This window comes from Paenibacillus thiaminolyticus (assembly GCF_003591545.1).
Lineage (GTDB): Bacteria > Bacillota > Bacilli > Paenibacillales > Paenibacillaceae > Paenibacillus_B > Paenibacillus_B thiaminolyticus_A.
Genome location: NZ_QYZD01000013.1, coordinates 51,460 through 75,676 on the forward strand (window position 1 = coordinate 51,460; position 24,217 = coordinate 75,676).

26 protein-coding genes, 1 pseudogene and 1 other annotated feature are annotated in these 24,217 nt (G+C 56.1%); of the genes and pseudogenes, 26 read left to right on the plus strand and 1 reads right to left on the minus strand.

The window, feature by feature from the left end; translation table 11 throughout:
- The first annotated feature begins 2 nt into the window (after window positions 1-2).
- The 9 genes from DQX05_RS15350 to argS all read left to right on the plus strand — a co-directional run bounded on the left by DQX05_RS15350 (window position 3) and on the right by argS (window position 12,298).
- Window positions 3-1,010, plus strand: coding sequence for a LacI family DNA-binding transcriptional regulator (locus tag DQX05_RS15350; RefSeq protein ID WP_119794439.1), 1,008 nt, complete (start codon window positions 3-5; stop codon window positions 1,008-1,010).
- An 81-nt stretch (window positions 1,011-1,091) separates the two neighbouring features.
- A complete protein-coding gene (locus tag DQX05_RS15355; RefSeq protein ID WP_119794440.1) occupies window positions 1,092-2,024 on the plus strand; it encodes a carbohydrate kinase family protein in 933 nt (310 codons plus the stop codon).
- A 24-nt stretch (window positions 2,025-2,048) separates the two neighbouring features.
- Complete coding sequence (locus DQX05_RS15360; protein ID WP_119794441.1) at window positions 2,049-3,419, plus strand: family 4 glycosyl hydrolase; 1,371 nt, start codon at window positions 2,049-2,051, stop codon at window positions 3,417-3,419.
- Complete coding sequence (locus DQX05_RS15365) at window positions 3,416-6,268, plus strand: alpha-mannosidase (protein WP_119794442.1); 2,853 nt, start codon at window positions 3,416-3,418, stop codon at window positions 6,266-6,268. Before DQX05_RS15360 ends, DQX05_RS15365 begins: the two co-directional genes overlap by 4 nt.
- Window positions 6,269-6,272: 4 nt before the next feature.
- Window positions 6,273-7,175 carry a metallophosphoesterase family protein gene (locus tag DQX05_RS15370; protein ID WP_119794443.1) on the plus strand — a complete coding sequence of 301 codons (903 nt, stop codon included), beginning with the start codon at window positions 6,273-6,275 and terminating at the stop codon, window positions 7,173-7,175.
- Window positions 7,172-8,602, plus strand: coding sequence for a leucyl aminopeptidase family protein (locus DQX05_RS15375; RefSeq protein WP_119794444.1), 1,431 nt, complete (start codon window positions 7,172-7,174; stop codon window positions 8,600-8,602). The genes DQX05_RS15370 and DQX05_RS15375 overlap by 4 nt, the downstream gene beginning before the upstream one ends.
- A gap of 160 nt (window positions 8,603-8,762) precedes the next feature.
- Complete coding sequence (locus tag DQX05_RS15380) at window positions 8,763-9,425, plus strand: HAD family hydrolase (protein WP_119794445.1); 663 nt, start codon at window positions 8,763-8,765, stop codon at window positions 9,423-9,425.
- 15 nt (window positions 9,426-9,440) lie between these two features.
- Complete coding sequence (locus DQX05_RS15385) at window positions 9,441-10,166, plus strand: glycerophosphodiester phosphodiesterase (protein WP_119794446.1); 726 nt, start codon at window positions 9,441-9,443, stop codon at window positions 10,164-10,166.
- A gap of 92 nt (window positions 10,167-10,258) precedes the next feature.
- Window positions 10,259-10,514: a binding site (T-box leader), on the plus strand.
- A 50-nt stretch (window positions 10,515-10,564) separates the two neighbouring features.
- Window positions 10,565-12,298 carry an arginine--tRNA ligase gene (gene argS / locus DQX05_RS15390; protein ID WP_119794447.1) on the plus strand — a complete coding sequence of 578 codons (1,734 nt, stop codon included), beginning with the start codon at window positions 10,565-10,567 and terminating at the stop codon, window positions 12,296-12,298.
- Window positions 12,299-12,369: 71 nt separating this feature from the next.
- On the opposite strand, the gene DQX05_RS15395 is transcribed toward argS, so the two are convergent.
- A complete protein-coding gene (locus DQX05_RS15395; protein ID WP_087441317.1) occupies window positions 12,370-12,702 on the minus strand; it encodes a hypothetical protein in 333 nt (110 codons plus the stop codon).
- 217 nt (window positions 12,703-12,919) lie between these two features.
- On the opposite strand from DQX05_RS15395, the gene DQX05_RS15400 reads away from it, so the two are divergent.
- The 17 genes and pseudogenes from DQX05_RS15400 to DQX05_RS15460 all read left to right on the plus strand — a co-directional run bounded on the left by DQX05_RS15400 (window position 12,920) and on the right by DQX05_RS15460 (window position 24,172).
- Window positions 12,920-13,654: a Gfo/Idh/MocA family protein gene (locus tag DQX05_RS15400; RefSeq protein WP_119794525.1), complete on the plus strand. Its 735-nt coding sequence runs from the start codon at window positions 12,920-12,922 to the stop codon at window positions 13,652-13,654.
- Between the two features lie 51 nt (window positions 13,655-13,705).
- Window positions 13,706-14,110: pseudogene (locus DQX05_RS15405) on the plus strand (aldo/keto reductase); the annotation flags it as partial.
- Window positions 14,111-14,349: 239 nt separating this feature from the next.
- Window positions 14,350-14,928 (plus strand): TetR/AcrR family transcriptional regulator, encoded by a 579-nt coding sequence (locus DQX05_RS15410; protein WP_119794448.1) that lies wholly within the window; start codon window positions 14,350-14,352, stop codon window positions 14,926-14,928.
- Window positions 14,929-14,988: 60 nt separating this feature from the next.
- On the plus strand, window positions 14,989-15,330 hold the full coding sequence (locus DQX05_RS15415) for a DMT family transporter (RefSeq protein WP_206108485.1): 342 nt from the start codon (window positions 14,989-14,991) through the stop codon (window positions 15,328-15,330).
- Window positions 15,331-15,645, plus strand: a complete 315-nt coding sequence (locus DQX05_RS15420; protein WP_119794449.1) for a DMT family transporter — start codon at window positions 15,331-15,333, stop codon at window positions 15,643-15,645.
- Between the two features lie 418 nt (window positions 15,646-16,063).
- Window positions 16,064-16,210: a hypothetical protein gene (locus tag DQX05_RS30820; protein WP_182914768.1), complete on the plus strand. Its 147-nt coding sequence runs from the start codon at window positions 16,064-16,066 to the stop codon at window positions 16,208-16,210.
- A 159-nt stretch (window positions 16,211-16,369) separates the two neighbouring features.
- Window positions 16,370-17,116 (plus strand): hypothetical protein, encoded by a 747-nt coding sequence (locus tag DQX05_RS15425; protein ID WP_119794450.1) that lies wholly within the window; start codon window positions 16,370-16,372, stop codon window positions 17,114-17,116.
- A gap of 396 nt (window positions 17,117-17,512) precedes the next feature.
- On the plus strand, window positions 17,513-17,701 hold the full coding sequence (locus tag DQX05_RS15430) for a hypothetical protein (protein WP_119794451.1): 189 nt from the start codon (window positions 17,513-17,515) through the stop codon (window positions 17,699-17,701).
- A 65-nt stretch (window positions 17,702-17,766) separates the two neighbouring features.
- Complete coding sequence (locus DQX05_RS30825; protein ID WP_182914769.1) at window positions 17,767-17,919, plus strand: hypothetical protein; 153 nt, start codon at window positions 17,767-17,769, stop codon at window positions 17,917-17,919.
- Between the two features lie 256 nt (window positions 17,920-18,175).
- Complete coding sequence (locus DQX05_RS15440) at window positions 18,176-18,577, plus strand: hypothetical protein (protein WP_119794452.1); 402 nt, start codon at window positions 18,176-18,178, stop codon at window positions 18,575-18,577.
- Window positions 18,578-18,627: 50 nt separating this feature from the next.
- The gene (locus tag DQX05_RS30330; RefSeq protein WP_147385192.1) at window positions 18,628-18,867 is read left to right on the plus strand and encodes a hypothetical protein; all 240 of its coding nucleotides are present in this window, start codon (window positions 18,628-18,630) and stop codon (window positions 18,865-18,867) included.
- Window positions 18,846-18,989: a hypothetical protein gene (locus tag DQX05_RS30830; protein ID WP_182914770.1), complete on the plus strand. Its 144-nt coding sequence runs from the start codon at window positions 18,846-18,848 to the stop codon at window positions 18,987-18,989. Before DQX05_RS30330 ends, DQX05_RS30830 begins: the two co-directional genes overlap by 22 nt.
- A 193-nt stretch (window positions 18,990-19,182) precedes the next feature.
- A complete protein-coding gene (locus tag DQX05_RS30835; RefSeq protein WP_182914771.1) occupies window positions 19,183-19,350 on the plus strand; it encodes a hypothetical protein in 168 nt (55 codons plus the stop codon).
- Between the two features lie 271 nt (window positions 19,351-19,621).
- On the plus strand, window positions 19,622-20,662 hold the full coding sequence (locus tag DQX05_RS15445) for a permease (protein WP_119794453.1): 1,041 nt from the start codon (window positions 19,622-19,624) through the stop codon (window positions 20,660-20,662).
- Between the two features lie 65 nt (window positions 20,663-20,727).
- Complete coding sequence (locus DQX05_RS15450) at window positions 20,728-21,786, plus strand: TIGR03943 family putative permease subunit (protein ID WP_119794454.1); 1,059 nt, start codon at window positions 20,728-20,730, stop codon at window positions 21,784-21,786.
- A 319-nt stretch (window positions 21,787-22,105) separates the two neighbouring features.
- A complete protein-coding gene (locus DQX05_RS15455; protein ID WP_119794455.1) occupies window positions 22,106-22,438 on the plus strand; it encodes a rhodanese-like domain-containing protein in 333 nt (110 codons plus the stop codon).
- A 54-nt stretch (window positions 22,439-22,492) separates the two neighbouring features.
- A complete protein-coding gene (locus tag DQX05_RS15460; RefSeq protein WP_119794456.1) occupies window positions 22,493-24,172 on the plus strand; it encodes a CoA-disulfide reductase in 1,680 nt (559 codons plus the stop codon).
- Window positions 24,173-24,217 lie beyond the last annotated feature (45 nt).

Genomic DNA, 24,217 nt, shown 5'->3' on the forward strand with positions numbered 1-24,217 from the left:
CTATGGCAGTGCGAATTAAAGATGTGGCCCGGAAAGCGGGCGTATCGGTTACGACCGTATCGCGAGTGTTGAATAATGAGAAGTATGTAACGGAGGAATTGAAGCGAAAAGTGCTGGCGGCCATTGAGGAGCTGGATTACAGTCCGAATCATATCGCCAGAAGTCTGGTGCGCCAGAAAACGAACTTAATCGGGGTTATCGTGCCCGATCTCGCATCCAGCTTCTACTCGACCATTTTGAGCAGCGTGGAGGAAGAGGCGAGCGAGAACGGCTACAATCTGCTTGTCTGTAATATTATCGAAGATATCGACAAGGAAATGAAATATTTGAACGTGTTCCAGGAGATGCGCGTCGAAGGCATCATTATTATGCATGAGAAGATCAATAACGAAATCAAGCAATTTTTAGATAAATCGAATATTCCTGTCATCTTCTCAAGCGTGAAGCCGGTGAACCGGAAGTTCCATTCCGTAATTATCGACGATTACGAGGCAGCTTATGAAGCGACGGAGTATTTAATCTCGCTCGGCCACATCCGGATTGGGTTCATCGGGGGTGACATGAGGGATATTACGTCCGGTCAAAATCGATATGCCGCGTACCGCAATGCGTTAGCCACCTATGAGATTCCGATTGTATATGAATATATCAAATTCGGCGATTACAAGCTTCAGAGCGGATATGCGTTGATGGAGGAGCTGCTGCAATGCGATCCGATGCCGACGGCGGTATTCGCCGTCAGTGACGACATGGCGCTGGGAGCGATGAACTGCATCAGCGACCACCAATTGAAGGTGCCGGAGCATATCTCGATTATCGGCTTCGACGGAAGCCCGTTCACCGAGATCATTCGCCCGCGGCTCACTTCGATGCAGCAGCCGATTCAGCGGATGGGCACGGAATCGGTCAAGGCTTTGCTCCGTCTGATCACGGAACCGGCCAGTCTGAATCAGGATATCATTTTACCGCATGAGCTTGTTATCCGGGATAGCACCAGAAAGATAAAGTAATTTTTTTTATCCAGTTCTGGTAACGATACCATAGCTATCATGACAACATTTCGAAGAGAGGCAGAGATGAGGGGAAGGCTATTGAAAAAATATGACGCAGTCGTCATTGGAGACGCGAATATCGATCTGGTCGTGGTCGGCTGTCACGAGCTGCCGGCTCCAGGAGAAGAAGTCTTCGCTGACCAGATGCAGGTCCATGTCGGCGGAGGAGCGGCGCTGTTCACCCTGTCCCTGGCGAAGCTGGGATTGAAGCTGGCTTTCAATGGCGTATTGGGAAAAGACGGCGACGGGCGGTACATTTTGAACGAGTTCCATAAGCATGGCGTGGATACGCAATATATTCAACTGAGCGAACGGAATCACACCGGCATATCGATTGCGTTGAATTCGGACAAAGACCGCTCGTTCATCACGTATATGGGGACGAACCAAGAACTTGATCTGCGGCAGCTTAATCTGAGGAGCGTCGAGCTGGCAAGACATGTGCATTTGACCGGCTACCGCGGACGCAGCAATCATGACGATTATATGCAGATGGCAGCCAAGCTGAAAGCGATGGGCGTTACCTTGTCCTGCGATGTCGGCTGGGACGATACGGGCGAGTGGTATGAAGGTATTTATGAATTGATGAAGACGGTTGACATCTTTTTCATGAACGAAGCGGAAGCGTCGCACTATACCCGCTGTTCTTGCGAAGAGGACAGCATCGCGAAGCTAAGTCAGCACTCCTCGCATTTTGTCATTAAGATGAGCTCCAAAGGAGCGATCGCCTGCATTGACGGTCAGGTAGCGCGCCGCGCGGGCTTTCAGGTGAATTCCGTGGACACGACTGGTGCCGGCGACGCTTTCAATGCCGGATATATGTTCGGTTACTTGGCGGGCAAGCCGGTGGAGGAATGCTTGTTGTACGGAAATGCGTGCGGTGCTTGCTCCGTTATGGATTATGGAGGAAGCACGGGCATTACGGATATTGATACGCTAGAGCAATTCATCGCGGCCGCATCGGCCGGGTAATCCATAAGGCGGGAGGAGCTATCTATGAAACTAGCATTAATTGGCGGCGGCGGCGTGCGGGCCGTCTTGTTCACGAAAAGTCTGACCTTAAAAGCGGAGCAGACCGGGATTACGCAACTGGTGCTCCATGACACGGACGAGGAGCAGCTGGCGATCATCGGCAAGCTGTGCCGGATCGTCATTGAGCAGAGCGGCATCGATCTTCAGCTCGACACGACGATGGACGCCTGCGCGGCGCTGCAAGGAGCGGATTATATCGTCACGACAATCCGCGTGGGGAAGGAGCAATCGCGGTATATCGATGAGAAGATTGCACTCGATCACGGCTTGCTCGGGCAGGAGACGACCGGACCGGCCGGCTTCTCCATGGCGCTCCGAACGATTCCGGTATTGCGGGATTATTGCGAATTAGCGAAGGAGGTCGCGCCGGACGCGTGGATCTTCAACTTCTCGAATCCTTCCGGTCTGGTGACGCAAGCGCTGAGAAGCTATGGCTACGACCGCGTCATCGGGATTTGCGATACGCCGAGCCATACGAAGCTTCGCATTGCGGAGGCGCTAGGTATAGATGAACGGAAGCTGCGCACCGAAGTGTTCGGCCTGAACCATCTGTCCTGGATCAGCAAGCTGATGGTTGAAGGCAAGGATCTGCTGCCCGAATTGAAAAGTGATCCGGCTTTTGTGAACACGGTCGAGGAATTGAAAATGTTCGATCCCGATTTGCTGCGGGAGCTGCCTTATTTGCCGAATGAGTACTTATATTATTACTACCATCGCGAAAAATCGCTCGCGAACATTCAACAGGCGGCAATGACGCGGGGACAAATGATTGCGCTGAACAATCAGGCGATGCTGGACGAGCTGAAGCGGATGGATATCGACGCCAACCCTCAATTGGCGCTTCAAACGTATCTGTACTACACGCAAAAGCGGGAAGCGTCCTATATGGCGGCGGAAACGAATTCCGAGGCGAAGGAGATGCTGCCGATGGAGGAGTTGACGCTTCCCGAGACGCTCGGCTATGCGGGCGTCATGCTTGATTTCGTGGAATCGCTGCAGACCGGACGCGAGAACAATATCGTGCTGTCGGTGCCGAACGAGGGGAGCATCGCCGGGTTCGAGGATGACGATGTCGTCGAGATTTCGTGCACGATTGATAAGGACGGGGCTCATCCGGTCCCAATAGGCGCCGTTCCTGAAGATATGCATCTGTTGATGAAATCGGTGAAGCTGTTCGAACGGCTGACGGTGGAGGCGGTCGCGAAGAAATCGCGAAGTCTAGCTGTGAAATCGCTCTCGGTTCACCCGCTGGTGAATTCGTATTCTCTGGCGAAGGAGCTTGTAGACGATTACTTGGAAGCTTATCGCGATACGTTAGGAGAATGGAACCAATGAATACGAACGAACTTCATGGCAAGCTGACGGCGTTGAAGGAGAGAACTCCCTCGGGTTACTGGGGAGAACGAATCGTATCGCAACTGGAGTACATGAACCGTGTCTCCCTCGTTCAGGAGCGCCAGTGGGATGAGGCCCTGATCCCTGTCGTCGAATGGCTCCATGCCCGCCTCGATGACGAAGGTGTCATCGCGGAGCGGAGCGCGCGCCAGGCGGAGAGCATGCTGGCCGCATGCGGGCCGGCCGCCAAGAGCTATACGCTTCTTTGCGCGGCCCATGCGCATCTCGACATGAACTTCCTGTGGGGCTGGGCGGAGACGGTATCCGCGACGTTGAACACGTTCCGCACGATGCTCGATCTGCTGGAAGAGTATCCGGACTATATTTTCTCTCATTCGCAGGCGGCCGCATATCAGATCGTGGAGCAATACGATCCCGAGATGCTGGAGGAGATTAAGGCCCGGGTCAAGGAGGGGCGATGGGAGGTCACGGCTTCCACCTGGGTCGAAGCGGACAAGAACATGCCGAGCGGCGAGAGTATGGCCAGACAACTGCTGTATGCCAAGACTTATCTGTCCGGCCTGTTCGATCTCGATCCAGACAGCCTGCAAATCGATTTCGAGCCGGACACGTTCGGGCATAGCATCAATGTTCCGGAAGCGCTGCATCATGCCGGCGTGAAGTATTACTATTATTGCCGGGGCCACAACGATAACGGCAACCCGCTGTTCAGGTGGGAATCCCCGTCAGGCCGCTCCGTCATCGCCTACAAGGAGCCGCACTGGTATGATTCCCGCATCGAGCCGGCGATGGCGCTTACGGTGCCGGAGTTCTGCGCGCGGACGAAGATGACGACGATGCTGAAGGTGTACGGCGTCGGCGATCATGGCGGCGGGCCGACGCGCCGCGACATCGAACGGATTTTGGATATGCAGACCTGGCCGATTTTCCCATGTATTCGATTCGGAACGTACCGCGACTTTTTTGCTTTGACGGAGCAAGCGGCGGACAGCTTGCCGGTCATTCGCGATGAGCTGAATTTTATATTTACCGGGTGCTACAGCTCGGAGTCGAGAATCAAGCTGGCGAACCGGGTGTCGGAACGGTTGCTCGGCGAAGCCGAGCTGTTCAGCAGCATCGCTTCTTTATATACACGGGCCCGCTATTTCGGCGAGGAACTGGGCGCGGCCTGGAAGCAGGCCTGCTTCAATCAATTTCATGATATTTTGCCCGGCTCATGCGTGGTGGAGACGAGAGAACATGCGATGGCTTCGTTCCAGGAGATTATGGCGACGGCCGGGAGCAAGAAAAGCTACGCCATCCGCAAGCTGGCCGAACTCATCGATACGTCGGCTTATATTGTCGCCGATGAGGATGTGCGCGAGAGCATGTCCGAAGGTGCCGGACCCGGCGTAGGCGTTCATTTGTTCCGGATGGGGGCGAGCGAACGCGGCCGCGGGAAGACGCGCATCTTCCATCTGTTCAATTCCTCCGTCCGCGATCGCGAAGAGCTGGCGGACATTGTGATCTGGGATTGGAACGGCCATGTGGACAGCATTCAATTCCATGACAGCGAAGGGCAGAGCGTTCCGTTTCAATATATCGACAGAGGCTTCATTGAGTATTGGGGCCATTACTTTTTGCGGGTGCTTCTGAAGGTGAACGTGCCCGCCATCGGCTACAGCACCTATGTCATGACCGAGAAGGAAGGTGATATGAAGCGGTTGTCCGCCAATGATTTTTATTTGGCCGGGCAGAATTTGCCGCCGAATGAGAAGTACGAATTCGCGCTGGAGAACGAGCATATTGCCGTCCGGTTCGATCCGCAGCAATTCACGATGGCTTCGCTGATCGACAAGCGTACGAACCGCGACTATGCCGATCCGGCGCAACCGGCGGGCGTGTTCCGATTTGTGGAGGAGGATACGTTCAACGGGGGCGGAAATGCCTGGCTCGTCGGCAGATACCGCCATGTGGAGCCGCTGGCGAAGTGGACGCTGGACAGCTGCGAGCTTGGCGATCATTTGCTTCGCCAATCCCTTACATTCCGGACGAGCTTCCGGGATTCGACGCTGAAGGCAACCGTGTCGCTGGATCGCGATAGCAGCGCCTTGGTGTATAACGTCGAATGCGACTGGCATGAGAGCGGAAGCAAGGACAGCTTTACGCCGCAGTTGAATTTCTATCTGCCGGTGTCATATGACTGCAGGTCTTATCAATATGACGTTCCCTTCGGCACGATGGAGAGAGAGGGCATCGACCTGGACGTGCCGGCCAACAGCTTCGCCGCAGCGATTCCGGCGGATAGCGGCATCGATCGCGCGGTGATGCTGGTCGCCGATGCGAAGCATGGCTTCCGGAGCGGCAGCCGCTCGCTGGCGGTCACTCTGCTGCGCGGCTCCCATAGCCCGGATCCGTATCCGGAGATCGGCAAGCATCAGTTCCGGTTCGCCGTAGGGCTGACCGATTATCATGATACGCAGCAGATGCTGGAGCAGTCCTATCATTTTCAGAATCCGATCGAAGCCATATCCGTGCGCGCCCGCAAGGGGACGCTGCCACAGACGGGCAGCTTCGTCACGCTGGAGCGGGGACAGGTGGCGCTGTCTGCGATTAAAATGGCGGAAGGCTCCGCGGCGAACCGTTGGATCGTGCGCCTGTATGAGACGGAAGGCGAACGGACGAGCGTCACGCTGGCGTTCGGGCAAGCGGTGAGAAGAGCTTATTTTGTATCGATCGTCGAGCAGCCGATCGATGGATCGGACATTGACGTCCATGGCAGCAAAATTACATTCGATGTCGGCGCAGCCGCGATGGCGACCGTATGCGTTGAATTCGAGGGGAGATAAGGGCATGGCGAACCATTTATCATTCCGGGAAGACGGCACATTCAAAATATTGCAGTTCACCGACGTTCATATCGGCGACGGCACGGATGGGGCGGAGCAAGATAGGCAATCCGTTGCCTTGATGGAGCGGCTGATCGAGCAGGAGCAGCCCGATCTTATCGTGTACACGGGAGATCTGTGCTGGAGCCACGGCGTGGACGATCCGAGGAAAGGCTTGCGCCTCGCTATTTCCCCCGCCGTGCGATCCGGCCTTCCCTGGGCGGCCGTGTTCGGCAATCATGACGCGGAAGGAAGCGTAAGCCGCGAGCAGTTAATGGATGTGATGCGGGAGAGCGCCACATGCCTGGCCGAGCCGGGACCGGCCGATCTAAGCGGCGTTGGCAATTATTCGCTGCCCGTTCATAGTTCGGCCGGGGAGAGGGAGGCGGCGATGCTGTATTTTCTCGATTCCGGCTGTGAAGCGCCGAAGCATATCGGCGGCTACGAATGGATTCACAGCGATCAGGTGGAATGGTACGCGCAGGTGTCGAGAGAGACGACGCAGCGCAGCGGGGCGCCGCTGCCTTCCTTGGCCTTCTTCCATATTCCGCTGCCGGAATATGACGAGGTGTGGCGGGCCGGAAATATCAGCGGCAATAAATTTGAACGGGTGTGCGCGCCCAAATTAAACTCCGGCCTGTTCGCGAAAATGGTGGAGATGGGCGATGTGATGGCTACTTTCGTGGGCCATGATCACGATAATGATTATATCGGAGCGCTACAAGGCATATCGCTCGGCTTCGGCCGTACGACGGGCTATAACTGCTACGGCCGCTTGCAGCGGGGCGCGCGGGTCATTGAATTGGCGGAAGGCAAGCGCGACTTCCGTACCTGGCTCCGTCTAGACGATGGCACGGTGCAGTCATGAAGTTCACGATAGGCAGCACAGAAGCGGCACAAGTCATTATCTATCCTATTTTCCTGGAAACGGCAGCAGCTCCCTTTCAATCGCTTCCGCTCCATCAACATATGGGTGAGCGCGGGGCCGTCACCTGGTATTACGACAAGCAGGACGAGCAGCATCAGCTGCTCGTCGGGCTCGGAAGCCTGCAGTCGTTCGAACCGGAAGGTCTGCGCGAGGCTGCCGGCAATGCGGCGCGCGCCGCGGAGCAGCACAAGCTGTGCACCGCCGCGGTATGCCTGGACGGATGCGAGGACATCGGCGACATGCGGGAGGCGGTGGCCGCCTGGGTCGAAGGCTGGCTACTGGGGACGTATGCCTTCGACAAATATAAATCGAAGCAAGCGGTCCGATATGTGGAGACCGTCCGCCTCGCTCTTGAGCCTCAGGCCGGCTTGGAGGAGGCGATTGCGCTTGGGGAGGCGCGCGCCGCGGGCATCGCGTTTGCGCGCGATATTGGCAACGAGCCGGCCAATCATATGCGGCCGAAGACGCTCGCAGAGCGCGTGGCGGCACGGTTCGCCGCCAGTGGCGTGCAGGTGGCATGCTACGAGGGCGAGGAGCTGGCGGCGCGGCAAATGTGCGGGTTGATCGGCGTCGGTCAAGGAAGCCCCTATCCGCCCGTCCTGATCGAAATGCGTTATTGCACTGATCCGTCCATGGAGCTTATTGCGCTCGTAGGGAAAGGAATAACCTTCGATACGGGCGGAATCAGTCTGAAGCGGGATCATGATATAAGCGATATGAGAATTGACATGGGCGGGGCGGCCGCCGTCATCGGCGCGATTGAGATTATCCGCCGCAGCGGAATCCGGGCCAATGTGGCGGCAATCATCCCCGCCGCCGAAAATATGCCGGACGGCAGCGCGCTGCTGCCGGGAGATGTATTGACGTACCCGAACGGCGTCTCGGTTCAGGTCGGCAATACCGATTCGGAAGGCCGGCTCGTGCTGGCGGACGCGTTGATTTATGCGAATGCGATCGGAGCTAAGGAAGTAGTCGATATGGCGACGCTGACGTACTCCTGCCAAGGCGCACTCGGTTCGAAGTATGCGGGGATCTGGGGAGACGAGCCCACCGTGTCGGCGCTCCGGAGCCTGGGCCGGGTCACGGGGGAGAAGGTATGGGAGCTTCCGCTCGCGGAGGAATATGCGGGCTACTTGGCAAGCGATTATGCGGATATATGCAATATCAGCCGGGTTGGCGAGGCCGGAGCGATTACGGCGGCGTTGTTCTTGCGCCACTTCGTGCATCCGTCCATGAGATGGGCTCATATTGATATGGCGGCCATGAAGGAGGCCGCGTCCACGGCCGGGTACGTCGCTGCCGGAGCCACAGGCTACGGGGCCCGCTTGCTGGCCGAATTTGTGGCGGAGCGTTCGCGTTCGTCGTAAAGCTTGTTACAGCAACGTACGTCCCAGCACAAGCACGTCACAGCAAAGCACGTCACAGCGAAACACGTTCACAGCAAAGCATGTCACAGCGAAACACGTTCACAGCAAAGCTCGCTATAAAAGCTCGTTCACGAGAAGGAGAGACAGGTGGGGAGAAGCCGTGATTAAAGCGATCTTGTTTGATTTTGACGGACTTATTCTGGATACGGAAACGACCGAATTTATCGCTTTTCAAGAAATATGCAGGCAGTATGATTATGAGATGCCCCTGGACGTATGGAGCCAATGGACGGGATCGACCGACTCGGTGCAGCGCGCTTGCCGCCATTTGGAGCAGGTGATCGGTACTCCGCTTGATCACGACGAGATTCGGTCCCGCCACGGAGAAGTCTTTCGCGGCATGATCGCCACGGCAGACTTGTTGCCGGGCGTCGTCGAGAAGCTGGAGGAGGGCAAGCGGCGCGGGCTGCGGATCGGATTGGCGACCAGCGCCCATTATGATTGGGCTGTCGGCTATGTGAAGAAGTACGGGCTGCTGGATTATTTCGATTGCATTCGCACGAAGGAGGACGTGATCCGCTCCAAGCCGGATCCCCAAATCTATCGCGAGGCCCTAGCCGGACTGAGCATCCAGCCACAGGAGGCGATCACGTTTGAGGATTCGTTGTTCGGGCTCCAGGCCGCCAAAGCCGCGGGTGTCTATTGCGTTGTGGTGCCGAATGCGCTCACACAAGGATTTACGTTTGAGCAAGCCGATTTGCGGCTGCAGTCGCTCCTTGAGATGGATCTGGAGCAGATCATTGCCCGCGTGACTCGGCACTAAAAGGGAGGGACATCCGTGACACGAAAATTTCCTATGGTAGGCGCGCATACCGGGGGAGGAGCGGCTCCGGACAATACGCTGGAGTCCTTCTGGGAAGGAGTGCAATCGGGCGCCGATATCGTCGAGATCGATCTGAGAGCGGCCGCGGACGGCACCGCCGTTCTGCTGCACGATGCTTCTCCGTTGCTGCGCCAGCGTACGTATGAGCAATTGAACCGGGTGGAGAACCGGATTCAATTAAGCCGTATCTACGAGCATCGGGATATCGTGAAGCTCGACCACATTCTCGACATCGCCAAGCCGCAAGGCATCAAGCTCAATCTGGATATTAAAAACGAGGAAACGGTGGCTCCGGCGATGGAATGTGTCCTCCGGCACGGCATGGAGAACCAGGTATTCGTAACGGGGTGCAGCATAGGGATTGCAGGCACATATAAAGGGATCCGCGTCGTATACAATACGCCGGATGAGTTAAGCGAAGCGGATATCGCCGATTACGGGGCGTTCGCGCAGCGGGTGTGCGACGAAGCGCTGCAGTACGGCGCCTACGGCTTGAACATGGATTACCGGACATGCCGCAGGGAGCTGGTGGAAGCGGCGCATGAGCGACAATTGGCGGTCTGGGTGTATACGGTGAACGCGGCAGATGATATGAAGCGATATATCGGCATGGGTGTCGATGCGATTACGACGCGAAGGCCTCTTGCGCTCCTGGCATTGAAGCCGTCAACCGGGCGATAACGGGACGGAATGCCCCTGTCCCGCCCATATGTGAACGGAAATGTTGCTTTCTCGGCTCGCGCACGATATAATGTACGGCATTAACCGCATATCAGAAGACGATGATCGGGAGAGTACCGAACGTGCAGCCGTCAGCAGAGAGCCGGAACAGGTGGAAGCCGGCACGGCAGCGTCAGGGAAGCGGACCCGGGAGTTGAAGGCCTGAACCGAAGCCGCCGCGCAATGTAGCGGAGAGGCGGGAAGTAGGGCATTCCGGCGCAGCCGTTATTCGGGAATAAGGGGAACCAGGCATCAGTATGCCCAGTTCAATGAGAGTGGTACCACGGATCTAATGCCTCCGTCTCTTTGCAGACGGGGGCTTTTTCTATTTTGATGAAAATGTAATGGAGGTTGTTGTCATGTTAAAACACGATGCGGCCGAGCTGCTGCAACCCTTCGTGCAATTGCCGATGGAGGATCTGTTGCGCAGTCTGGAGCTGCCGCCGAAGCCAGAACTGGGCGATTATGCATATCCTTGCTTCCCGCTGGCGAAGCAGCGGAGACAGGCCCCGCACCAGATTGCGGCCGAGATCGCCGCGCAGGTGAACGAGCAGGGCGGGGACGGCGTCCGCGCCGAAGCGGCTGGCGGATATGTCGATCTGTTCTTCGATCCGGCCGCGCAGGCGCCGAAGCTGCTCGAGCGCATGCTCCAGCCCGATTATGGACGCTTGCAGACCGGAGCCGGCAAGCGGGTCGTCATTGACATGTCGTCCCCGAATATCGCGAAGCCGTTCGGCATCGGGCATTTGCGTTCCACCGTTATCGGCAATGCACTGGCCAATCTGTATAAGCAGGCCGGGTATGAGGTGGAAAAAGTGAATCATCTCGGCGATTGGGGCACCCAATTCGGCAAGCTGATCGCGGCCTACAAGCATTGGGGCGATGAAGAGACGCTCCGCCGCCAGCCGATTGAAGAGAGTCTGAAGCTGTATGTGAAGTTCCATGAGGAAGCGGAGCAGCAGCCGGAACTGGAGGACGAGGCGCGCGAATGGTTCCGCAAGCTGGAGCAGGGGGATGCGGAGACGCTGGCCTTATGGTCGTATTTCGTCGATGTGAGCATGGAGGAATTCAACCGGGTGTATGAGCGGCTGGGCGTTCAGTTCGATCATGTGCTCGGCGAGAGCTATTACAATGACAAGATGGGGGCGGTCGTAGAGCGGCTGACGGAACTGAACCTGCTGGAAGAGAGCGATGGCGCCATGGTCGTCCGTCTTGATGAGGAAGGTATGCCCCCTTGTCTTATTCTGAAATCGAACGGGACGACCATCTATCCGACACGCGATCTGGCTACGGCGATCTACCGGAAGGAAGTAATGGGCGCCGACAAGCTGCTGTATGTAGTCGGTGCGGAGCAGCAGCTTCATTTCCGCCAAGTGTACGCGGTGCTTCGTAAGATGGGGTATGCCTGGGCGGAGGATTGCGAGCATGTCGCCTTCGGCTTAATGACCTTCAACGGCAAGAAGATGTCGACGCGAAGAGGCAAGGTTGTCTTTCTGGATGAAGTGCTGAATGAGGCGGTCGGCAAGGCGATGGCGATTGTCGAGGAGAAGAACCCGCAGTCTCCGGACAAGGAGAGCATCGCGGAGGCGATCGGGGTTGGAGCGATCGTGTTCGGTGACGTGAAGCACAGCCGGATGCTGAGTGTGGACTTCCAACTGGACGAGGCGCTGCGCTTCGAAGGGGAGACCGCCCCTTATATGCAGTACACGTACGCCCGCACACTGCGTCTGTTGGAGAAGGGGCAGGAAATGAACGGAATGGGTGCACAGGACGGTGCACAAGACGCTGCCGAAGCAGCCGCTGCGCCGCTTCCGGGCCTGCACTTGTCCGGTCCGGAAGCATGGGCCTGCGTAAAGACGCTCTCCCTGCTCGAGGAGACGGTCGCAGCCGCCGTCCAGCATAACGAGCCTTCGCTATTCGTGCGCATGCTGCTGGAAGTGGCGAAGCAGTTCAACCGCTTCTATCACCATGAGCCGATTCTGGTGGATGATCCGGAAGCGAGAAGAGCGAAGCTGGCGCTGACCGCCGCTGTCTCCCGCATCCTCCGTCAAGGGCTGCACATTATCGGAATTCAGACCCCCGTACGAATTTAGCGCTTGGGACGCTGCGGATTACGGGCCGCTTCCTCACCGAGGAGCGGCCCGATAGATGCGGCGAACCGGCATTAGTAGGCGCGATTCGTATAGGATGTCGCCGCGTGGGACGGCTGAACATAGCTAAGGTTGCTGACGCTTTGCATCGACTGCTCCATTTGCTGGCAGAGCTGGGTCACATGCTGCATTTGCTGCATTGCCGTCTGATGGCCTTGCAGCGCCGTCTGGATAATTTGAACCGCTTGGCGCTCGCGCTGAGCCAGTTCCTCCAGACGGGAAGCGTTCTGCTGCTCCTGCTGCATCAACTGCTGGTACATTTGCGATGCTTGCTGCGTTTGGCGCATCATTTGAGCAATGATTTGCTCGCACTGATTGATTTGAGATGAGATGGATGTATTGTACATCGTTATTGCCTCCTCGGTGTTGTTAATTGTTGCATACTTGGTTAGTGTTGCGCATACATGAGAAATTATGCATAAATCGGTTTTTTCCGTTTCAAAGCGTTACATGCGGATGAAAACGCTTTTATAAATTTTGGGCAGACCATCCCCTATAATAGCCTCAAACTGATTTAGTCATCATGATTTCATAACGATGCATATGGATGAAGGAATGGCAATCATGACCGACAAATTGCGTTGGGGCATACTCGGGTGCGCCAGCATTGCGATGCGCGCCGTCATCCCCGGCATTCGCGCTTCCGAGACGGGGGAAGTGGCGGCGATCGCAAGCCGCGATCTGATCAAAGCGGAGGAGACGGCCCGGAAGCTCAACATTCCGCACGCGTACGGAAGCTACGAGGAGATGCTCGCTGATCCGGATATCGATGCCGTCTATATTCCGCTTCCGAATCATCTTCATATGGAATGGACGATTCGGGCGGCGGAGCGATGCATGATGTCGGCTGTTATCCCATCAGCGCGCCCGGTATGTGGTCGGCATGGAGCCGGTCGCTGCGACGGTGCAGGCGTTCTTCTCCCGGAGCACGGGGATGTGGATATGATGGCGTCCGGCCTGCTGGAGTTCCCGAACGGGGTAGGCCTGACATTCGATTGCGCCATGTGGGCGGCCTCCCGTAATACGCTGGAGATTCTCGGATCGGACGGACGGATTGTGCTGCCCTCGGCTTTTGTCGGCAATCCGGCCTTCACTGTATACGGCATGAACGGGACACGGGAAGAAACGCCGCCGGAGCTGAATACATATGCGCTGCAGGCCGACAATCTGGCGCGGGCCGTCTGGGGCAGGGAGAAGCTGCTGTTCGAGCCGGAGGATGCCGTGCTCAATATGAAGGCGGTCGACGCCTGCTTGGCCTCCGCCCGAGATCGGCGGCGAGTTGCCATTCACGATATGTGACGGACAGGGAGGAGCATACCGAATGAAGATGCTGGACATTCACGGGCTGGATCAGCCTGTAAGGCGAAGGAACCGTATTGGCCGGACTGCATCAGCGCCGATGCGGAGACCATCGGCTGGCACCGCCGGACGGGGCTGGCGCTTTTATCCTGGTCCTCCCAGGCGCGCGGATTTTTCACGGGCCGTTACACGAGAGAGGATTGCCTGGACCCGGATCTGGTGCGCGTCTTCTACAATGACGCCAACTGGGAACGTTACGATCGGGCCAGCAAGCTCGCCGCGAGCAAAGGAGTAGAGACGATACAGATTGCCCTTGCCTACGTCCTGCATCAGCCGTTCCCGACGGGAGCCATTATCGGCGCCCGCAACCGCAAGGAGCTGGAATCCTGCTTTGCGACAGCACGGCTGTCGCTAACCGAACAAGAGATTGCATGGCTTGATTTACAGCCTGCATGAAGTCATGCTTGAAGCACCCGCTGTCCCGTGAGGGAGGGCGGGTGATTTGATGTCTAGAGGCGGAATTACGGAAGGGGCCTGCGAATCCCGGCACCGCTGCAGTTCCTCAAACAGATGCCAGAGCGCCGGGACGGTCATCAGCGCTTCCGGAGAACATGATGCATAAAGCTTGACAATGAATCGCGAATGTGAAAAAATCTAACTAACGTTAGTTAGGTAAAAGAATGGAGGAATAACGCATGACGGCCAATCGTATTCTGGAAGCCGCCTTGGGACATTTCGCAGAGAGCGGCTATGAAGGAGCTGCTCTGTCCGATATCGCCCGCCAGGTCGGTATTCGAACGCCATCGATTTACGCGCATTTCAAGAACAAGGATGATCTGTTCTTGAGTGTCATCGACAAGGCGGTAGCGGATCAATTGGAACGGCTGGCGGTTTACTTTGCTCAACAGGGGGAGAAGAATACCATTCAGGATCAGTTGTATGGGCTGATTATCGATTACGAGGAACGGTATCAGAGCGACAGTAATGTGAAATTCCTGCTTCGCATGATGTTTTTCCCGCCGCCGCCTCTGCTGGCTCCGGTTATGGAGCGGGTGAATGGCTACCTGGACGAGATGGAACGCATGCTGGCCGGAGTGTGCGAACAGGGGATGGCGAACGGGCAATTGGCCAAGCTTGACTTGAATACCGTCACCGCCGCCTTCATGTGCTTGCTGGACGGGGTGCTGGTGGAGATGCTGTTGGGCGGCCCGGTGCGCTTCCAGAAGAGACTGGATGCATCGTGGACGATGTTCCGGCGGAGCATCTCCCCGTAATCGGCTGGGAATGGATAAGCCATACTACGCATAGAGGCGGGCAACAGGAGGGGTGAGACTTTGAATATTCATTGGATCAAAGTATTTATCGCTGCATTTTTTGAAGTGTTTTGGGTCATTGGCTTGAAGCATGCCAGCAATGTATGGGAATGGATAGGCACAATCATTGCCATTATCATCAGCTTCTACATCATGATTATGGCGGGAAAGAAGCTGCCGGTGGGCACCGTATATGCGGTGTTCGTCGGCCTCGGTACCGCCGGAACGGTATTCTCCGACATTGTCTTCTTCGGCGAACCGTTCAGCGTCCCGAAGGTTCTCCTTATTCTCTTGCTCCTGGGCGGAGTCATTGGTCTGAAAATGGTTACGAAGGAGAAGGGCAAGGAAGGAGCTGCATCATAAATGGCATGGATCTCGCTGCTGTTGGCAGGGATATGCGAAATGGCTGGGGTAACGATGATTAACAAGTTTCATGTGGAAAGAACATGGCAATCCGTAGTGTACATGATGATCGCATTCGGAGCGAGCTTCGCTTTTTTGGCTTATGCGATGGAGACCCTGCCGATGGGTACCGCCTATGCTATCTGGACCGGTATCGGCGCATCGGGTGGCGCAATTGTCGGGATGCTGGCCTACGGCGAATCCAAGGACTGGAAGCGGCTACTCTTTATTTGTATGGTGCTGGGAGCCGCCATCGGATTGAAGCTTGTATCTTGATGTTATTATGTTATGTGCTGTGATGTGATGTGCAGTTGTTGATTTAGCGCGTTTTACGCTGCGGGAAGTCCCGGTCGATATGGCCGGGATTTTTTTGTTCGAACAGGGTCGGTTGTTCCATGTCTTTTGTCAACTCTCCCTATGACTCAGAAGCATGAATCACCTGCTACTCGGGTAAGGCCTGACAGGGAGCTCGAACATATATTTTTGGTTTTGTCGAATAAGTGGGGTGCTCTGTGTGCTCTCTTATGTTCATTCTCCCCTTGACTCAGCAACCCACATGATGAGCGGGATCAAGACTCAATCAGATGGTGGTGCGCCATGTTTTTTCCATCAATCAGCATACTTAGACTTCCGTGATGAGCGGCAACCAGTTATGTGATCTTGCAGGATCAGGATAAGGGGGATAGCGATGTAAATGTGCTTGCTGAGAGAAGGGGATAGCGATGCAATAGGTTTGCTGATGGAGCGGGATAGCGATGCAACGGGTTTGCTGATGGAGTGGGATAGCGATGCAATGGGCTTGCTGATGGAAGGGGATAGTGATGCAATGAGCTTGCTGTGAAGACAAGGATAGCGGCAAAAAAGGGCAGGAAACGTGAACATAATGTGAACATAATGAGAACGTAACGAAAAACGAGAAGAAAATTTTGGTCACAGGCAAACTTTTTCCTTGTCTTATGAATCTATTAAGTAGGTACATAAATGAGGAGGAAATGATACTATGGCATCCTTTCAAAAAATGAGTGCCGTGCTGGCCGTATTATGCATGCTGGTCATAACATCGCCGGCCGGCCAGTATGCCGCTTTGGTTATGCCTGCCGCGGCGGAGCAGAGTAACCGGGATGTACAGATAAAGCCGGAGCAATTGGACAACGAGATTCTGAATAAGCTGGATTGCCTTTATCAGGAATTGTCCGGTTCGCCGGATACGAACATGTCATGGAAGAGGGTTAGCGAAGGACCAAACGGATTGTATGTTCTAACGGATGAGGCAGGCAATTACGCGCAGGTGAAGCGAGAGACCGGGGAAGTATTCATGGCGGTCCTGTATATGAAGGCGGAGCAAGTCGGCGAGGCACTCCGGATCGCCGCTGCCAAGGCTTTGAAGGAGCTCGATCCGTCATGGAACGGGGCATTCGATCAAGCGCAGCGCAGCTATCATAAAGAACGCGACGTATTCACGTCCTTGAGCGGGGATTCGTTTTCGGTAACTTTTGAGGGCGGCAATGTAACGGGGATTGACGTGACGTGCTCATACGCGAATATGCCTCAGGCGGTGAAAGAAGGCGCAGAGCGTCTGCTGCAAGTACTGAGTAACAAATCTTATTCTATCAAGAAAGCGGTGATGTACTCCTCGCAGAATAAGCTGGAATGGAGGCTTGAAGCAATGAATAATAGCAACAAAGAAAGGATTCTTATCTCGCTCAACGCCGTAACCGGCGAAGTGGACGGATATCATCCGTTCTAAAGTCCGTTGATTGCGTTGGCTGTCCCGTAATAAGCGGGCAAGGGGGAAACGGCAAGCGAGGTCATGTTCGGGAAAAAGGATGACAACGGCTTCATCAATGAAAAACAGAACTCTAGCAGCTTCGTATGCTGACATAAGAAACACGGTACGCACGCATTTGCTTTCTGGCAGGTGTGTGCTTTTTTTGTGAGAAAAAATTGAATAAATAAAAAATAAAAAACTATTCCAGCCCTACCCGTATCTAAGAAATGAAATCACATCATTACTGAGGGGGACAACATGAACACGTACAAGAAAGTTATCGCGGCGCTAGCTGTATCCGGCATGATGCTTGCCTCACTAGGACCTGCTCGGGAAGCGGCAGAGGTCACCGCGGCAGCCAATGGATCAAAGTAAGTGGAACAGAAGCAAGTACCGGCAGAGAAAACGATTGCCGATCTGGACGCGAAGCTGCTGCAAACCCGCTCGCAAACGATGCGCCAACTGGCGGGCAAGGATATAGAATTGGCCAGCGCGACGGAGTCGAACGGCACATGGTTCATTTATCCGAAGGGGAGGAGCGCAGTCAGGGCACATTGTCAATAACGGAAAGACAGGCCAAGTAACGAGCGCCCGTGCCGAGTTGTCGTATGCGGAATTTGGGTGCTACGATGCAGAAGCAGGCAATGGATGCGCTGAAAAATATCGCCCCGGGCAAAACGTTCATGTTGGACAAGGTACAGCGCAGCATATCGTTCCTTGGAACCGAGGATGATGGCGTTATCTATACTCATGTCAACGGGAAGGAGTATCTCATTCCATAGAAGTCGAGCTGAATAAGGGCAACACGGTGACGATGCTCCGAGTCACGCCAGCCAAAGACAGCAAGATGAATTAGCGCAAAAGTCGTCGTTCATCATGAGATTATGCGAACCGTAAAAAATTCTTTTTGCTTCAAAACCTACGCGCATCTAAGTGATGACCCGAAGGAGGAGGAATTATGGATCAGAAGATGCTGATTATCCGTGCGGAGCAAGGCGATACGAACAGCTTCGCGCTCGCGGTGCAGTTCCGGCGGGGGTGAATCAGAAGCTTGAATTCACCATCCCTCCGCTGGCCGAAGAGCATGAACGGGTCGGGAGCTTGACGGAACCGAAATATAGCAAGACAGTGAAAGAATTGGATGCTTCGATATTGGAAAGGGCGAAGCGGACTATCCGGGAAGCGGCCGGACGCGACGTCGAGTTGTACGGAGTCGAGGAATATGAGGGAGCAGCTTTTCATGACGTTATCGTATACAGCAAAGACAATAAGAGCCGCGTCGCGCTAGATGTGGCCAACGGAACATCAGATATAAGCCTTGCGCTGTCTTATGCCGAGCTTCCTGCTGACATCAAGCGCATCGTGGAGACGGACACGGGGTCGAGCGGTCAACATTGCCGCTCTCGCCACAGAGGTTGCTCTAACGCGGGGAAGGCATGAGCGGGAGGTTCATACCTTGATAACAGGTCCGGAATTCAGAGTCGAGATGGTTGGCAGCCGCAATCACGAGCATGGGGTATGATATTCCGATAGAACAGGTTAATGCACAGGCGCTTGAAGCGGCGAAGGAAGCCGTACTGGTTACGTTAGGCAAGCCTGTGCCGCTCGTTCAGGCGAGCCGATCCTATAATGCGGATAGGCGCCACAGCAATTCAAGCGATGTGTACAGATTCAAGGATGAGGTTATACGTCCAGACGGGTTCTCTCTGTGTACGCGTCCGGGCTACTAGAGACGGGGACGAACTATTATGCGTTCATGAAGGAAGGCGGCCCGACCATCGAAGGAGAAATGAACCGCCACTTCCAGTTCTATCGCTTCGATATGACACGCAACAACGGAACGATACAGTAAATATAAAAAAGGTTAGAAGGGCTGGCCTGTAAGCAAGTTGCTTATAGGTCAGCTTTTGCGTTGCATATACCTATTCCGGGCTCTCCCCGCGTACATAATATAGAAGAGTATCCGAAGTACGGATGTCAGCATCGGAAGGTGGGAGGACTCGAACGCCTGCAGCAAGGTGCAGGGGCGACAGGAGGGATGCTTGATGATTGGCTTTTTGATCTGGGTGCTGAGCTGGGTATGCTTGTTCTGGATATGGGGAGAAGCGACGGAACGCAAGGGGAAGCAGGTCGGCTGCCTATGGGCGATCGTCGTCTTTTTGCTTGGTCCGCTCGGCATCATTGTATACCTTATTCTTCGCAATCTTGACTAGCAGATAGACTTTAGAAATGAGCGCATGAGGAAGAGCTGTCTCCTGCCTATCGATGCGGCACCGGGGATGGTTCTTTTGATTTGTTCGGGTTGGACTTCGATAATATTTTGCTGGAAAAGGACAATACGCGCTTGACGGATCGGGCGGTGCGTGATACGCTTTGTTTCGATTAATCGTAATGCTTACTAATAATATGGAATGGGATAGGACAAGCTCTCCATTCGGCCTTCGTCGTCCTGGAGAGAAGCGGGAAAAGAGGAGGTAACTATTGATGAACGTCCTGTTCCGTTATGGCACATACGCGGTGACTGTTGTGTGCGCTGCCGTGCTGTATCTTTTGTTCACGAATCAGCGCCTAGCTGATATATCTTTTCCGGTGGACCCGGATTTCCTGCGCAGCGTGACCACGATCGGAATCAGTCTGGTCATCGAGGCGCTGCCCTTCCTTATGCTTGGCGTTGCGGTGTCGGCCATTTTGCATGAATTTGTGCCGGAAGGGTTCATTCCACGCTGGATACCGCGCCATCCGCTGGCCGGGGTCGTGGCGGCCTCTCTGATCGGCGTGCTCCTGCCCCTGTGCGAATGCGGGATGGTGCCTGTCGTACGGCGGCTCATTCAGAAAGGAATGCCCGTCTACGTCGGGGTAACGTACATACTGGCTTCACCGATCATCAACCCGATCGTGTTCGCCTCGACATCGATGGCTTTCCGCAGCCAGCCGGAAATGGCTTATTACCGGATGGGGCTAGCGTTCGTCATTACGGTCATCATCGGTCTTGTGCTGTACGCGACCGTGAAGCGCAATCCGCTTAAGGAGGCCCCGGGGGACCATACGGGGGGCTGTCGGCACGGGGATCATAAACCGCATCATGCTGGACATCCGCATCCGGCGAAGGCCTCGCTGCGAACCAAGCTGCAAGCGAGCGTCTACCATATGGGGGACGAGTTTCTTGATATGGGCAAATATTTGTTAATGGGCGCGTTCATAACGGCATTTATCCAGAGCGGCATCGGGCGGGATTGGCTGGCGTCTGCCGTGCCCGAAGGAGTCGGCTCCCATCTGTTCATGATGGGCTTCGCGTATCTTATCTCGCTCTGCTCGACATCCGACGCATTCATCGCCGCTTCGTTCAGTTCCATGTTGGCGGCGGGACCGGTGCTGACCTTTCTCGTCTTCGGGCCGCTGCTGGATCTGAAGACATCGCTCATGCTGGCCGGCGTATTCCGCACCCGGTTCGTCGCTGGACTCAGCCTTCTGATAGCGGTCACGGTGTTAGCCTGCTCCCTTCTATGGCAAGCTCTGTTCCTGTAATATCCCGCCGGATACATCATGCCTAGCCGGCGTCTATATTTCATCCTAAAAAGGAGTGAGTTCGCATGTCCATACATAAGCGCCCATGGCGGCAGGCGCTGGTCTATTTGCTGCGGTCAGTCACGATGTTCGCCTGGTCCTTATTCATTTTATCCCTGTTCTGGCAGGACAAGGTGCAGTATTATATCGCCCCTCGCATGGAAATCTGGGTACAGTGGGGAACCGCTGCCCTCTATGTGTTGGCCGCCTTCCAGCTTTATCGGTCGCTTATCCTGTTCTTCTCGCCGGAGGACGGAGGCGGGCATGCCGGCTGCGGTTGCGATCATCACCCGGGCGGCTTCCGCATCGGAAGGCAGGCGGGATGGTCCCTCGTGTTTGTGCTCCCGCTGGCGGCGGCCGTATTGCTGCCGGTCTCCTCGCTCGGCAGTGCGATGGCGGAGAAGAAGGGGGTGCAATATTCCATCGCCCAGGAGCGGACGGGCGGCCCGGAGCGTGATCAGATGCTGGGCACGGTGGAACGGTCCTCCGGGATGCGGGCAGACGGAACACTTGCATCAGAGCTTCCGCTCGTGATGGTGGATTCGCCCGGCGCGACACGGCAGGAAGCAGGAGACCCGGAGGGTGCGGGACAATCGGTGCAGCAGGAGGAAGAAATGCTGTGGAACGGCCGATTTCCTTATGACCGGTACACGCTGATCTATGCGAAGCATGCAGCCAGGCTTATCCAAGAGAAGGAGATCGAGATTCCGGAGAAGCTGTTCATCGAGACGATTACGGCGCTCGATCTGTATAAGGAACAGTTCCAAGGCAAGACGGTTACGCTGCGGGGCTTCGTGCACCGGAGCGAGGGGATGGGGCAGAACCGGTTCGCCGTCGTGCGTTTCGCCCTGGAATGCTGCGCTGCCGATGCGTTCCCGTACGGCATCATGACCGAAGTGGCCGGTGCGGCACGGTTCACCGATGACAGCTGGGTTGAAGTGACCGGCACGTTGTCGAAACTAAAGCTGGACGAGGATACGGAAGTGATGAAGCTGGAAGCGGACAACGCGGGCATTCGGCTCATCGAGGCCCCGCAGGATCCTTATGTGTATATGAACCCGGACTTTTATTTCGACAAAAAATAATGCGGAGGCGGGCCGGGAGAACTCGCCTGAGGCCGTATCTCCGCTGAAGGCCCGCCGAGGCTGTGTCCTCCGCTGAAGGCCCGCCGAGGCCGTGTCTCTCCGCTGGAGGCTCGCCGAGGCCGTGTCTCCGCTGGAGGCTCGCCTGAGGCCGTGTCTCCGCTGGAGGCTCGCCTGAGGCAGTGTCTCCGATGAAGATCCGCCTGAAGTCATGTCTCCGATGGGAGGACGGCGGGACAGGCTGGGCTTCCGCATTGACGCAGCGAGGGAATGGTGGTAATATACCCATAGGGGTATATAGAACAACAAAGGAGGGGCAGCGATGTTCGGATGGTTCTTCAAGTCACGAGCGAGCAAGTCTTCTGCGATTACGGCGCAGCAGCTGGAAGCGCTGCTGCCGCTGCAGGACGCGGTCATCGTGGATGTGCGCGAGGCTTCGGAGTATGCCCAAGGCCATATTCCGTCCGCACTGAACCGGCCTCTGTCCCGGCTTGCGGCTAAGGTGAGCGGCATCCCGCAGGGGAAGAAGCTGTACGTCATCTGCCAGAGCGGGATGCGAAGCGCCCGGGCGGCAGGTCTGTTGCGGCGGCATGGTTATGCGGATGTCGTCAATGTGCGCGGCGGCATGAACCGGTGGACGGGACCGCGGAAATAAGCTCTTTTTTACATCAAAATATACCCTATGGGGTATTTGGGGAGTGGATGGATAATGAAACAGCGCAAAATTGTAATTGTCGGCGGAGTTGCGGGCGGCGCGACGGCGGCTGCCCGGCTGCGACGTCTGGACGAGCATGCGGAGATCATCATGTTCGAGCGAGGGGAGCATATTTCGTACGCGAACTGCGGGCTTCCCTATTATATTGGAGGCGTCATTCCGAAGCGTCAGTCTCTGCTCGTGCAGACCCCCCAAGGCATGTCGAAGCGGTTCCGGCTCAATATTCGGACAGAGCAGGAAGTAACGGCCATCGATCGGGAGCGCCATATTGTCTCCGTTCGGAATGGCAAGACGGGGGAGCAGTACGAGGAATCGTATGACACGTTGATTCTGTCTCCAGGGGCGAAGCCTATCGTGCCGCCGATCGAAGGGTTGAACGAGGCGAAGCAGACGTTCACCCTGCGAAGCATCCCGGACACGGACCGGATTAAGGCACATGTCGACGAGACGTCGCCGCAGCGGGCCGTTATTATCGGCGGCGGCTTCATCGGCCTGGAGATGGCGGACAGTCTGGCCCATCGCGGCATCGCAGTGACCGTCGTGGAAATGGCCGATCAAGTCATGGCTCCGCTTGATCCGGAAATGGCGGCCATCGTGCATCATCATCTGCGGGAAAAAGGAATTGAGCTTATACTGGGAGACGGGGTCAGCGCGTTCCAGGACGAGGGGCGTTCCATCGTTCTCGCCAGCGGGCGCGTGCTGCCGACAGATATGACGATTCTGTCCATCGGTGTCCGGCCGGAGAATGAGCTTGCCCGTTCGGCGGGGCTGGCGCTCGGCGGGAGAGGCGGCATTCTCGTCGATGAATATTTGCGCACGGCGGATCCTGACATTTGGGCCGTCGGCGACGCCATTGAAGTGAAGGATTATATTCACGGCACGCCAGCGATGGTGCCGCTCGCCTGGCCGGCGAACCGTCAGGGCCGACTGGTCGCGGACAACATATACGGGAAGGGCCAGTCATACCGGGGGACGCTCGGAACTGCGGTGGCGAAGGTGTTCGATCTGACGGTTGCGGTGGCGGGCAGCAATGCGAAGACGCTCCAAAAGCTGGGCGTTCCGTATGAATCCGTTCATATTCATCCGGCTTCTCATGCCGGGTACTACCCTGGCGGGTCTCCTATCTCGCTCAAGCTGACCTTCCATCCGGAGACCGGCGCCATTTACGGAGTTCAGGGCGTCGGCATGCAGGGGGTGGACAAGCGGATCGACGTAGTGGCCACCGCCATCAAGGGCAATCTGACGGTGCATGATCTGCCCGATCTCGAATTGGCCTATGCGCCTCCCTATTCGTCGGCAAAGGATCCGGTCAATATGCTCGGCTATGTTGCCTCGCATGTCGTCGACGGCGATGTGAAGGTTGTTCACTACGACCAGATCGACCGGATGGTGCGCGAGGGCGCCTGCCTCATCGATGTGCGGGAATCCACCGAGCGGGAAGCGGGCTATATTGAAGGCTCGATCCATATTCCGCTTGGCGATCTGCGCAGCCAGCTGGATGAGCTGCCGCGGGATCGGCCGATTGTCGTCAGCTGCCAGGTCGGGCTGCGCGGCTATCTGGCGACCCGTATCCTGGATCAGCACGGCTTCGAGAGCATGAATCTGAGCGGCGGGTACAAGACTTATGCGGCTTACTACGGGCCCCGTAATCCGGCAACCGCTTGCGCGAAGTAAGCGGGAGGCACGGTCCTTCATACCATCGTAGAAGTATCTTATAGG

Excerpts from the sequence above, each read along its gene's own strand:
- DQX05_RS15420 (WP_119794449.1), top strand. The coding sequence starts at position 15,331 with ATGGCATGGATCTCGCTGCTGTTGGCAGGGATATGCGAAATGGCTGGG.
- DQX05_RS15455 (WP_119794455.1), top strand. The coding sequence starts at position 22,106 with ATGTTCGGATGGTTCTTCAAGTCACGAGCGAGCAAGTCTTCTGCGATT.
- DQX05_RS30825 (WP_182914769.1), top strand. The coding sequence starts at position 17,767 with ATGCAGAAGCAGGCAATGGATGCGCTGAAAAATATCGCCCCGGGCAAA.
- DQX05_RS15375 (WP_119794444.1), top strand. The coding sequence starts at position 7,172 with ATGAAGTTCACGATAGGCAGCACAGAAGCGGCACAAGTCATTATCTAT.
- DQX05_RS15450 (WP_119794454.1), top strand. The coding sequence starts at position 20,728 with ATGTCCATACATAAGCGCCCATGGCGGCAGGCGCTGGTCTATTTGCTG.
- DQX05_RS30820 (WP_182914768.1), top strand. The coding sequence starts at position 16,064 with ATGTGCTTGCTGAGAGAAGGGGATAGCGATGCAATAGGTTTGCTGATG.
- DQX05_RS15425 (WP_119794450.1), top strand. The coding sequence starts at position 16,370 with ATGGCATCCTTTCAAAAAATGAGTGCCGTGCTGGCCGTATTATGCATG.
- DQX05_RS15410 (WP_119794448.1), top strand. The coding sequence starts at position 14,350 with ATGACGGCCAATCGTATTCTGGAAGCCGCCTTGGGACATTTCGCAGAG.
- DQX05_RS15445 (WP_119794453.1), top strand. The coding sequence starts at position 19,622 with ATGAACGTCCTGTTCCGTTATGGCACATACGCGGTGACTGTTGTGTGC.
- DQX05_RS15460 (WP_119794456.1), top strand. The coding sequence starts at position 22,493 with ATGAAACAGCGCAAAATTGTAATTGTCGGCGGAGTTGCGGGCGGCGCG.
- DQX05_RS15365 (WP_119794442.1), top strand. The coding sequence starts at position 3,416 with ATGAATACGAACGAACTTCATGGCAAGCTGACGGCGTTGAAGGAGAGA.
- DQX05_RS30835 (WP_182914771.1), top strand. The coding sequence starts at position 19,183 with ATGATTGGCTTTTTGATCTGGGTGCTGAGCTGGGTATGCTTGTTCTGG.
- DQX05_RS15360 (WP_119794441.1), top strand. The coding sequence starts at position 2,049 with ATGAAACTAGCATTAATTGGCGGCGGCGGCGTGCGGGCCGTCTTGTTC.
- argS (WP_119794447.1), top strand. The coding sequence starts at position 10,565 with ATGTTAAAACACGATGCGGCCGAGCTGCTGCAACCCTTCGTGCAATTG.
- DQX05_RS15395 (WP_087441317.1), bottom strand. The coding sequence starts at position 12,702 with ATGTACAATACATCCATCTCATCTCAAATCAATCAGTGCGAGCAAATC.
- DQX05_RS15350 (WP_119794439.1), top strand. The coding sequence starts at position 3 with ATGGCAGTGCGAATTAAAGATGTGGCCCGGAAAGCGGGCGTATCGGTT.
- DQX05_RS15400 (WP_119794525.1), top strand. The coding sequence starts at position 12,920 with ATGACCGACAAATTGCGTTGGGGCATACTCGGGTGCGCCAGCATTGCG.
- DQX05_RS15370 (WP_119794443.1), top strand. The coding sequence starts at position 6,273 with ATGGCGAACCATTTATCATTCCGGGAAGACGGCACATTCAAAATATTG.